At 34.3% G+C, this 11,679-nt stretch carries 8 protein-coding genes; all 8 read right to left on the bottom strand.

Going from position 1 to position 11,679, the window contains the following annotated elements:
* Window positions 1-399: 399 nt before the first annotated feature.
* Genes ACOX6R_RS05385 through ACOX6R_RS05350 form a run of 8 tightly spaced genes read right to left on the bottom strand, consistent with a single transcriptional unit; the run spans window position 400 to window position 11,522 of the window.
* Window positions 400-960 (bottom strand): sortase, encoded by a 561-nt coding sequence (locus tag ACOX6R_RS05385; RefSeq protein ID WP_433448058.1) that lies wholly within the window; start codon window positions 958-960, stop codon window positions 400-402.
* Complete coding sequence (locus ACOX6R_RS05380; protein ID WP_433448056.1) at window positions 953-1,930, bottom strand: hypothetical protein; 978 nt, start codon at window positions 1,928-1,930, stop codon at window positions 953-955. Before ACOX6R_RS05380 ends, ACOX6R_RS05385 begins: the two co-directional genes overlap by 8 nt.
* Before the next feature lie 4 nt (window positions 1,931-1,934).
* Window positions 1,935-2,744, bottom strand: a complete 810-nt coding sequence (locus tag ACOX6R_RS05375; RefSeq protein ID WP_433448054.1) for a class C sortase — start codon at window positions 2,742-2,744, stop codon at window positions 1,935-1,937.
* Between the two features lie 15 nt (window positions 2,745-2,759).
* Entirely contained in the window at window positions 2,760-4,085 is a 1,326-nt protein-coding gene (locus ACOX6R_RS05370) for a SpaA isopeptide-forming pilin-related protein (protein ID WP_433448052.1), read from the bottom strand.
* Window positions 4,086-4,136: 51 nt separating this feature from the next.
* Window positions 4,137-4,310 carry a hypothetical protein gene (locus tag ACOX6R_RS05365; RefSeq protein WP_433448050.1) on the bottom strand — a complete coding sequence of 58 codons (174 nt, stop codon included), beginning with the start codon at window positions 4,308-4,310 and terminating at the stop codon, window positions 4,137-4,139.
* Window positions 4,300-10,659, bottom strand: coding sequence for a SpaA isopeptide-forming pilin-related protein (locus tag ACOX6R_RS05360; protein ID WP_433448047.1), 6,360 nt, complete (start codon window positions 10,657-10,659; stop codon window positions 4,300-4,302). The genes ACOX6R_RS05365 and ACOX6R_RS05360 overlap by 11 nt, the downstream gene beginning before the upstream one ends.
* A gap of 16 nt (window positions 10,660-10,675) precedes the next feature.
* A complete protein-coding gene (lepB, locus tag ACOX6R_RS05355; protein ID WP_433448044.1) occupies window positions 10,676-11,251 on the bottom strand; it encodes a signal peptidase I in 576 nt (191 codons plus the stop codon).
* The gene (locus tag ACOX6R_RS05350) at window positions 11,244-11,522 is read right to left on the bottom strand and encodes a hypothetical protein (protein ID WP_433448042.1); all 279 of its coding nucleotides are present in this window, start codon (window positions 11,520-11,522) and stop codon (window positions 11,244-11,246) included. Before ACOX6R_RS05350 ends, lepB begins: the two co-directional genes overlap by 8 nt.
* Window positions 11,523-11,679: the final 157 nt, after the last annotated feature.

Below are 11,679 nucleotides of genomic sequence, written 5' to 3'. Positions count from 1 at the left end.
CATGTTCAGGATAAAATCCATTAAAAAAGTACAAAGTTTCATAAATAGAATGCATGTAAAAAATAATGTTAAAGACGTTCAAAAGATGCACACGACAAAATTTCTGTTAGAGCTTTTAAAGATATAAAGTTATCACAGGGTTTAAATATTTTTAAACATATTGCGCTTAGCAAAAGGAAGCACAATAATTTATCGAAAGATTCTTTTCTAAAGCAGTTGATTGATGAAGAGCTCGAGAATAATTTTGATTTAAAAAAATGCACCAAAAATTTCTGAAATTTAAAACACCTAAGTAAGAGTTATTTACCTCTTAGCTTAGGTGCTTAATTTTTGACAATTTATCCACGAAAATCTTTAAGTGAAATTTTAAATCTTAAAAGATTTTAAAACATTTTTTTACTAAGTCCTACTCGCTCTTATTGTAAACCTCGTCGTTCTGTCCAATGTGCAAGTGAAAAGCGTCAGGTCAAAGTCTGTGCCAGTCATTCTTTCTACGTCATCTCCATCTATTACTTCCATCGCTTCTACTTTGTATTTTATCTTTCTTCCGAGCACGTCGATAAATTCTATTTCATCGCCTTGACTAAGTTTTCCAAGCCCACCGAAGTGACTTCTATAATTGTGCGCCAAGATTATTAGTGGCTCGCTGTACTTTTCTCCCCTATATCTATTTGGACATTTCTTCATCAATTCGTCGCTCCATGTTGCTGCAACGGGAAGGTCTCTTTCTAGTTTTGGAATTTTAATTCTTCCTATTATGTCTATGCCATCGATATTTTTTACGGGGATCTTTAGATTTTCTTCTTGTTGCGGAAGTTTTTCTTCTACAGAGGGAAGCTGTGAGATTATTTTTTTGCTTGAAATTTCTCCAAGGTAATCTGAATATATATTATAAATGGCGAGGCACAAAGCCATCGCCACAAGTATTATTCCTATTTTTTTAATTGTTCTTTTATTCATTCTTATCACTTTTTCTTCCGATTATAATGAAAATTATTCCAATGGCAAAGAGAAAGAATACTGGAAGCCACATAACTCCAGTCTGCGGAAGTTTTGCAGGGGCAAGTTTTTCAAAGTCCTCATCTTTTGTTTCATTCTCTTCTGGCATTTTAGGTTCCTGTAGTTCTTCGTAACCTGCATCATCGCCTCTTTGCTTTTCTTCTCCCATGTATCCGATTATTTCTATATAGTACGTATCAGCAACTCTATCTATTGTGTAGTCGTATGATTCTAGGTTGTGTGGCTTTACGATATAATTTTTTAGATAATCGAGTCCATGAAATGTATATCTGTAATTGTTATCTCTATTTAAGCGAGCTATTGCCACGAGATTTCCATGAGCATCATATAACCCCACTTCTACTTCGCGTGAGAAGTCAAACTCACCATAGTCGAAGACCACGTTTAAGTCTAGATTTTTTTGTGGACTATTGGTTGGGGTTTTCTTATCTGAAGTTGAAGCTTCTGTATTTCCTGTCGATGTATTTCCTCCAGAGTCTTCTGGCTCACTTGGTTCGACTGGCTCATCTATATCCTCCATGCTTTCTTTTACATAAAGCCTTCCACTTCCCGATGAGTACAAAAGTATTGGGTTCGATGTTATTATTTTGTCGTGAGATTTATTTTTGTCGAAGGTGAATAGATAGTAGCCACTCTTTTTAAAGTCGAATTTGTTTTCTGCCTCTAAGTCCATATTTATGTCATAATTATTTTCAATTTTTTGTGAATATATTTCAGATATTATTTTGTAAGTTATTTTTTGCTTTTCGGACGAGTCGAGCGCTTCAAATTCTTCTCGACTAAGTTCATATCCAAATTTCGTCAAGTCTTCAAAGTAATAGACTTTTGCATTTATTTTTTCACCTTCTGCACAGACTGCTGTTGTGAATACTATTAAAAATGTGATTATTAATATTATTTTTCTTTTCATTTTATCACTTTCGCCTTCTGTCCATTGCAAGGTTAATCGCCCCAAATATTATGGAAGCTGGAATTATCATAACTGCCGCAACAACTGTTGGTTTTATTCTGTAGGCCTCTGATGTTATGTGTGAAAGGTCAAGTGGCCCGTCAATTCTCTTGCCACGCACAAGTAGTCTGTGTGTGTTTATTCCATAGGGCGTGCAAGTCACAAGAGTGACAAGGTCCTTATCTTTATCGATTAATAAATCCTTTGTCTCGTGCGGTTCCACTACTGTTATGTTGTCCACTTGGTAATCGAGCTCCTTATCCAGCACATATATTTTAAATATATCGCCTGGCTCGAGCTGATCAATATCTGTAAAAAGTCTTGCTGATACAAGTCCTCTGTGGCCAGTGATTGCGCTGTGCGTACCCACTCCTCCAACGGGAAGTGATGTCCACTCGATATGACCAAGCCCCGACTGCAATATGTTTTCGTCGGTGCCGTGATATATTGGAAGTCTCACGTTAATTGATGGGATATAGATATTTGCCATCACGTCGTTATTTCCGACTTTTAGTATATTGTAGTAGTCGTCCATCTCTTTGATTTTGTCCTGTGAGTTATTTCTCGTCAAAAGTTTTTTGTTATATTCGACGGCTCTATTATATTCTCTTTCTATTGTTTCGCTCGATAAGTTTTTGAGTCCGTCGTTGTACTCACTTATTACCTTGGTAGACCTAGATGCGTTCCAATAATCGGCGATACTTGGATACAAAAGTAGGGAAATACCAAGAATAAGAAATATAAATAGTATTAAGTTTACTTTATCCTTTAGCATTTCCCTTTTGCTCCTTTAAGACTCTTTATTTTTGTTTTTATTTCTTGAAATTAAAAGAATAAGCGCGCCGAAAAATACAACTGCTCCGACAGTGTAGATTAAGTTTCTACCCATGCCACCTGTTGATGGAAGTTTAGTACCACCTTGGTTTAATATTTTTAATGTATTGCCTTCAACAGCACCATCATCAGAAGAGTAATCTACTGTTGTTCCATCTGCAATAGTTAGCTTAACTCTACTTTCAAGTGAGTTAAATCCTTCTGGAGCTTGTGTTTCTTCGATGTAATACTCTCCGGTTTTTAGACCTTTGATTGTAAATTGACCATCTTCTGGAGTTGTTATTTCTGTCCCACCTGTTGTATCTTGATCCTGTCCATTGTAATAATATATATTAGAACCTATATCTGTTGTAAGAATTAATGGATTTCCACCACTTTCTTTTGTATAAATTTTAAACTTAGCGCCTGCTAAGCCTGACTCTGTTTGGTTTCCAGTTTCACCAGTTGAAGCATATTTTAAAATATTAAATTCAGTAGTTTTAACAGAAGCTTCTGCTGTAACTTTTGCAGTATCCGCAGTGTCATATTTAAGTGCTGCTGTATTTTTATTTAATTTAACTTCTGTATTATTACTCATCAACGCAGACTTATTTAATTTTGCTTTGTAAGTAACTGTTACAGTTTTTGAAGTTATTGTATCGTCATCTCTAACTGTTTTTGCAAGTTCTTGTATAGTTGTTAGTGGGAAAGTTACTTTAAGCTCTTTATTGTTTGCGGCAAATGTATCAGACGAATATAAATCTTTTCCTGTTAATCCTTCCAATCCTTCAACTTTAAAACTGCCATTAACATAATCCATTCCGCCTGGAAGTGTATCTGTCAAAACATATTCATTGTTTGCATACTCATGTACATTAAAAGTGATTTTAAATTCTACTTCTTCGCCAATATTTGCATAAGTTGTCTTTGCATAATCTGCTGCAGTTCCTCCCTTTACATTTTTTGTAAAAGCAAGGTCAGTTTGTGCTGGGTTCTTTTCGTGAACTGTTGTATTTTTATCATTTGTATCTAGAGATACAATAGTACCTGCAGTTGATTTAATCATATAATAACCAAGATCAAGACCTGTCCACTCAAGGCTACCTGTAGCTTGTCCTGTTTTAGTTTGATTCATATCAGTTAATAATTTGGAATTATCGTACAACCATTTTGAAAAGTCATAAGGATTTATTGTCCCATCAGTTAGTTTAGTTGCATCTATTTCAATTCTATCTCCACGTTTTACATATGAGCCATCTGCATTTGTCTTTAATAAATCTTTATAAGTATTGTCTCTTTCCAATGCAGTCTCAAGTCCCTCTGTAGCAGAAGTGTAAGTATAAGCCTTCGCAGTTTAATTGTAAGACAAGTCAAAAACTCTATAAAGACTATACTCTACACCCTCTCTTGGGTTTTCCAAGGTCACTGTTCCATCACCTTCTGCAAATGCGCTAAATGGCATTAGCACTGAAATCATAAAGCTTAGCACAAGTAATAGGCTAAGATTTTTTACTTTTCTACTTTTCATTGCTCTCTCCTTTTTTCTTTTTATTTTTTATTAATAAAGCCGATGACATAATTATTATTGCCACAGCAACTTTATAGATTTTATCTCTGCCAAGCCCACCAGTCTCTGGCAGTCTGTAATTAGTTCTCTCTAGGTCGATGTCTATAAATAATGTTCCGCCACCTTCGTGATAATTTATTTTATATTTCCCCGGAACGGAATAATAATCTGACGGTGCGTCCTTTTTAAGCTGAGCTTTTAATTTAGTTCCTCCGCCTGGAGTTGCTCCCGTAAATACATCAAGTTCTAGGGGCTCTTCTAGTGCATAATAGACGACTTCTTCTCCGTCTACGCTATCCATTGGATTTTTAAATTCATCTATTATATATTTATTTCCGTCGTACATCGCAAAGTTAAATATTTGTCTTTGTCCATACTCGTTAGTTATAAATTCACTTGTTATTTTAGGATTTGACGGATCGCTTGATGTAGGCTTTTTGAGTTCATAGAAAGTTCCAATACCTGTAAAGTCTTTCTCATTTAACTTATCGTTATCCGCCTCGTCAATGCTGCCATATAATTTTAGTCCCAAATCCTCAACTGGCACATATCTCTCATTCTTGAAGTCTCTTCCACGGACGGTGATAAAGACGTCGAATACATCTGTGTATATGTTTTTAATTCTAAAGTCTATGGACTTATCTTCTTCCGCCGCCTCTTTAGGTTTATTAAAGTCTTCGGCACTCAGCCTGTATGGATATTTGTCTACTGCTAGCTGCCTTCCCCCAAGATTCGCAGTTCTCTTTGTAACTGGAAACTGTGGATGCTCATATCCATCTTCTTCAATTGTCATATAAGACAAATTTAAGTTTTCTTCTTTATCAAATATATTTATCTCGCCAGTTTTATCTGTTTTTTCCAGTGTGTTTATTCTCCAACCAAATTCTGTGTTAAAGGCAATACCCTGTGAATTTTTGAAGTTCAAAATCTTACTTCCAACTTCTACATTACTTTCATCGTAACCCTTTACAATAATTTTAAATGGCTTGTCTGTTGAAGTTTCGTTACCTATGATGTCTGTAATTTGGGCACTTGATAGTCCCTCGAATTCTTTTGTGATTGTGATTGTCTTTGTGCTCAAGATATATGAAATATTTATTGTATTTTCAACTCTGTCTTTATTATCACCTAGGATTTCAGTAGAATACTCAACATTTTTGCTCTCGCTTTTGCCATTTGTCATCACAAAGTTGCCATTTTCTTCTTTTATGTCAAAAGTTATTTCACTTATTGGATTGTAAATCGGATCCCTATCTTCTTCCTTTTCCACCAGTCTGTAAGAACCTACTCCTAAGTCTGAGAGTACAATGGTTCCGTCTAGAGCTGATGTGTATTCTACTCCAGTTGTATCTGAACCTTTATATAGAATAAACTTCTTGTCTCTAAGTGGATTTTTGCTCTCGCTGTCAAAAGTGTTTATTAAAACTGAACCATTTGAACTGTAGTGGTTAGTAATTCTAACTACATCTTCAGTCCTACTGTTAAGTTTTTTAGTTATAATTCTGTCATCGTAAGTTTTTGGGTCTTTGATATATAATTTTTTTGAATCAGAAACTTCTCCGCCATAAGTGGACTCTTCCATTGTCACATATAGAGATTTCTCATCTGGTCCAGAGTTTATATTTTTCTCTTCTACATAATAATCAGTATCTGGCATCATTATTAGAGACCAAATTACTTTTTTATTTGTATAATCGACTGATGTGTCAACTCTTTCTATGTCCCAATACTTCTTGGCAGGTTCGCCAATTTGTGGAAAGGCCGTCATCTTTGTATTGCCATCATTAGTTCTATTAAATGCCAATGTATAGAGTAGGCTGCCTGGCCGAGCGGATGACTCGTCATTTTGCAAGATTTTTATCTCAAATCTGTCGCTACCTCCGCCGCCAGTTCTTAATTTTTCAAACTCATCATCTGTTATGTTTTTAAATATTTTTTCTACAGATATTGTGTTACTTTGGCAATATAGTATTCCTCTTAAAAATGTCCCCGTCTCTTTTTGTTCAACATTTAAAAAGTCGATGCTCGACCTATCTGTGTCGAATCTTTCTTTTGGAATTTTGAAAATTATTTCTTTATTTTTATCTTCAATGTCGTATTTTAAAATTCCAGCTTCGTTAATATCAGTCTCTTTTAACCATCTGACTGCCCTATCTTTTAAGACATTACTAGTTACATAATTCTTTACATTGTAGTCTCCAAGCATTTCTGTGTATTCTATGTTGCTGCCATTTGATTTTTGTGGATCTACGACCCTATCAAATATAATCTGATTTCTTTGCTTTGGTGTAAACTCGTCTTCTAAATTCGTTGGAAAGTCGATATTCATAATGTTTCTAAACTTGTCGCGAACTTTGTAGTCCATCGTTATTGACGATGTATTATTAAGGTCGACATCTACTACTCCGCCGTGTTTTTGGAAAAGTATACGTCCCTCTCCCATCATCGGACTTGAAGTTTCATTTATTTCTCTTTTTAACAATTCATCTGCCGATATTGATCTCTCTTGGTCCGTTATCCCTTTTTCGGAGTTGAAGTTAAAGTAAAGCGGACTCGACAGTTCTAGCCATCTCGTCTCGAAAATATATTTTTCTCCAAAAGGCACTTGTAGTTTTTCTGTTGCCGGCGTCTTTGTTCCGTCTTGGTTTAAGATAGTTAGATATTCTTTATCTATTGAAACTCCAGCTGGTTCATCATTTTCTTGATATATTTCAAATTTCGCATTCTTGTTTAAAAGATAAACTGTGCCATCTATATCCACCTTGTAACCCATGAAGGCATATTCGACGTAATGGGCCTTTGGCTCGACATTCTTTTTAAAATTAACATCAGGAAGCGCCAAACGGTACAAGTTTTTGTACTGTTCATCTACCACTCCATCTTTTTGAGTTGAATATATCCTTCCTATTGGCCCATAAGTTTTGAAGTATCCAAGTGGTGTCGCCCTGTTAAAGTTATATTCTCCATTATCGTCTATTAAATCTTTAATTAAAATTCTCTCTTGAAGCCTTACAGGTCCGTCTTGCACATCGCTTCCTGCATCTTTATTGTAAAGCCAATTTGCACTCGGTCCGTATTCACTCGGCGTTGTAAGCTTAAAGGATAAATAGTTATCTTCTTTTTTGCCGAGATAGAAGTAATCTTCTTCCGTAAGTTTTTCATCAGTTGTAACTGTTATAAATTTTTCTCCGTCATATCTCAAGCGGTATTTGCCATCTGTAATTATTACTTTTAAATCTTCTGTATCGTCTACTTTATAAATTCGAAGTTTACCAGTTGCATTTGTAGTTCCAAGTCCATCGGGCTTTAATATAAGCTTTGTATCGGTTACTTCCCCATTCTCACTTGTCTTAGAAATTTCATAATATCCCGGCTCATCAGTCTGCTTGATGCTCCACTCAAACAATTTTGTGTTTAAATCTTTTGCTTCAACTAGCGGAACATTTTCTCCAAAGTCGTCGCTGTAGTGGATAAGTGCATCTTGCACATTAAAACTTCCGTCTAATACTTTAAACTCTGTCTTTGTATTTGTCGGTTTTTCTTTAGAGTTGCCAATGATATATTTTCCGTCGGCAATATCTGCAAGGTTAAATTTTTCTGTAGTATCATCCGATTCACTTGCTAGATTAGTAAATCTTTTATTTGTGTTTCCGTCAACTTTATAAAGTCTGAGTGGATTTCCAAAGTCTCCAGGTCTACTTCCCCAAACATTTCCATAATTATCTAAGGAGCCATATTTGCTATAAATATAAAGTACGCTAGGATCATCTTCTCTTGTGGATATTTTAATGTCCCCTGCATTGTCTTGTTGGGAATTTGTTTGGAATGCTAATTTATTATAAGAATTTGTATTATAAAGATTTCCTGTTATTTGCAAATATTCTTTTCTATTTTCTGTAGAGATTTTATAATTATTATCGCTTTGTTTTTCTATCTTAAAAATTTGATTTGCAAGAGGTAACGCAGTAGAAGTTCCTCTATATATAACGCCATTCCTATCATTAGCTACGATTGCTGTTTGAAAATCCGTAGCAATCCTATATTTCAATAATTTTAAATCTGAACTATTATCATTTGTTATTACATAATATCCGTCTGGAATAACTGCATCGACAAGTCTATCTTTTTCCTGATATCCATAGAAATTCATTTCATCCATTAAAACCCCTAGTTTTACTCTGGAGTTTAAAGCTGAACTACTATTGGAACCGCCCCATATATGCCAACCTCCTATAGCTGAACTGTTACCCATGGTAGTATCATAATTAGTATCTAAGTTCATATAACCTGTACCGTGATGAAGAAAAACTTCATTGGTGTTGTTGAAAATATTTTTAGTTATTTCAAAATTTGACAAATTTCCATTTTCTAGAATTGGATCTACAACTTCTATTGCTGAATAATTTGTTGTATTTAACTTTATATATTTACCAGTTTCATCAGTTATATAGAAAACATCAGGATTACTACTTATTTTTTTGAAGTTTAACAAATTCGGTTCTCTATACCTAAAACTTCTTCTCAAGTCATCTTTAGGAGTATAAATTTCGCCACTCTTAGCAAGCATGGTACTGTCTCTATATTCGTTATTGCCATTGTTTTTTGTCTTTCCGTACTTAGGATTTATTGTGTTTGTCAAAAATCCTCTAGGTATTTTATAGGTAGTAGCTTGTGAGTTATCAGATATTATTATAAATTTGCCTTCGTCTGGCATATTGTTAAGCTCTTCATTATTAAGAGCTCTATAATAAAATCTATTTTTTATAACAATAAAATCGTAGATGTAGCTTTCATTTTCCTCGTAAGAATCCACAACTTTAAAATTATTGGCATTTTTATCAAAAACAAGGATTTGTGGTTTTTGATCTCTGCTCTCTCCCAAAATTCTTATTTTGCCCGGTTCTTTCGAACTTTCATAAAATTTAAATGAATATTCTTTATCTGACCAAACAAGATGTTCTTCACTATTTATTGATAAATAATTATCTGAATCATTGTCTATAATTACAAACTCATCTCCAGTCGGCACAACTGAAAGCTTTTTGTATTCTTTTGCAGTTGTTGAAGATGGAAATCCATAAGGACTCTCAGTCTCTTCACGACCAGAAATTTCACTTAAAATTGACTTGTCAAGGTCCTTCGGCTCAATATTTTTATTCTCATCTTCATGTATTACATGAAGTAAATCATCAAAGGCAGCTATTGAATACAAGTCGTTACTAATTTGCACTCTCTTCCACGTATTGTGCTTTATTATTGCGAATACAGAAAATCCATCTGTGTCGAAGGATAATTCTTTTACATTTCCATCTTCATCTTGAACAATATCCGGCTCGTAAATATTAAGGCCCATGTCGTCAAAGTGCGCGATAGAAATTTCTTCTTCATCTGTTTTTGTTAAATTTAGATTTTCTACATTTAATGTTACATTGGCAGCATCTTTAACTGGAAGATGAGTGCCGTCTTCTCCGTAAAATGAAATGTCCAAAAATTTTATCTCTTCTATTTCTGAACCTAGCGCATCTTCGATTGCAAGCTTCTTTTCTTCGGCATCAGCTTCTTCAATTATATTGTCCTTTAAAATTTCAGGAGTCTTTTCTTCTTCATCTAACATGCTGTGCCAACTGAATGCAGATCTAAAATAGACCATTGTCGGATTTTCTTCTAAAGTTTTTATTTTTAACTGTGAGCCCTCTTTTATAGCCGAATTTTTAAGTACGACATTTGCCTCTATGTCGTCTCCCACAAAAGTAAAGTCTCTATTTTTTGCTACGATTTTTTCTTCTTCAGGCTCTACTGTTTCTTGTTCTTCTGTTTCTTCTGGCTCTTCACTTTCTGATTTTTCTTGAGATTTATTTTCTTCGACTTTATTTTCTAAAGTATTTTCTTTGTCAATTTCTTTATTATCTTTTTCTTCTTCAACAACTTCTTTTTCGCCTTTTGCATCAGCATCTTCTTCTCCCGCTGTTTTTTCTTCAAATAAACTAAGACCAGAATCATTTTTCTTTTTCTTTTTTTCTAATTTATTATTTTCATCTTTTTCTTTAGAGTCATCTAATAGACTTTTAGAATCATAAGAGTCCTTTTTCTCTTCCAAATCCAAAGAAGCGGCCTTATAGTTAAGGTCACGAGTCTTAACTGGAATGTCGTCATTCTTTGCTCTGTCTTTTTCTAATGTCATCGCTGGGAGTTTTATAGCAACTGCAGTCAATACAATTACAAAAATAGCAAGAACTCCAAAAACTTTATGAAATTTTTTTCTTCTGGCCTTGTCATTTAAAATCTCTTTTAACTTTTGCAGTAAGCCCATAATATCCCCACTTTTTCTACTTTACAGTTCCAAATTTGTTAAGTGGCCACATTCTAAAAATTATTTTGCCAATTATTTGATCCTCGGGAAGCGCTCCCAAAACTGCTGATCTTGAATCTACTGATGTATCTCTGTGGTCTCCCAAAACAAAGTATCGCTCATCAGGTACCTTGTAAGGGAGCCTAATAGTGATATCTCCGTATGATTTTTTATCGATGTATGTTTCGTTTAATACTTCATTGTTTATATAGACATTGCCCTTTGCATCAAAGTCGACTTCTTCTCTTGGAGTTGCTACAATTCTCTTAACAAGTAGCTTGTTTCCATAATATAGTGCAACAATGTCTCCTCTTTTGTAGTCCTTTGACTTTAGCGCAATTACTAAGTCACCTTCATCTAAAGATGGAACCATTGAATTTCCATAAATTCTAAGTACTGGCATCCAAAGTGCCGCAACAAGAACCATAATCGCCGCAACAACTAGTAGCCCAAAAATTGTCGACCTTACAGTCTGTCTAAACTTAATAGTTTTGTTGACCCTTTGAAGTTCCTCTTCAAGATCTTTAACCTCAAGGTCTTTTTTATCAGTCAATGTCTTCACCATCATTTCCAAGGGAATTTTTCACATTTTCAAGATAAGCTTGGGCGGCCTTGTCAGCATTTTTAAAAACTTCAAAAATTTCCAAAGACGCCTCTGCAAGAGACCCTGCATTCTCAATAATAATTTCCCTGTTCTCAAGTTCCTTTTTCGCTTCCATAAGTTCAGTTTTTAGTCTCTCATTTTCTTTAACTTGCTCGAGAAGAAGCTCCAAAAGTTCCTTTCTATTTAATTTTTTCAAATCGCTAAAGTCTATGGCTTTCATAATTAAAATCCTTATATTAAAAATTCTTAAAATAATAAATCCTTAATAAAATATCCAATATTTTTTAACATATTGTAATGTGATCAATCAAAAAATTTTAAAAAGGATTTCCCGTAATAAAATTTAGTATTACTAAAATTGTCAATAAACATTGTAT

The organism is Peptoniphilus sp. (assembly GCF_050943655.1).
GTDB lineage: Bacteria > Bacillota > Clostridia > Tissierellales > Peptoniphilaceae > Peptoniphilus_A.
This window is presented reverse-complemented; position numbering and strand designations above follow the sequence as displayed.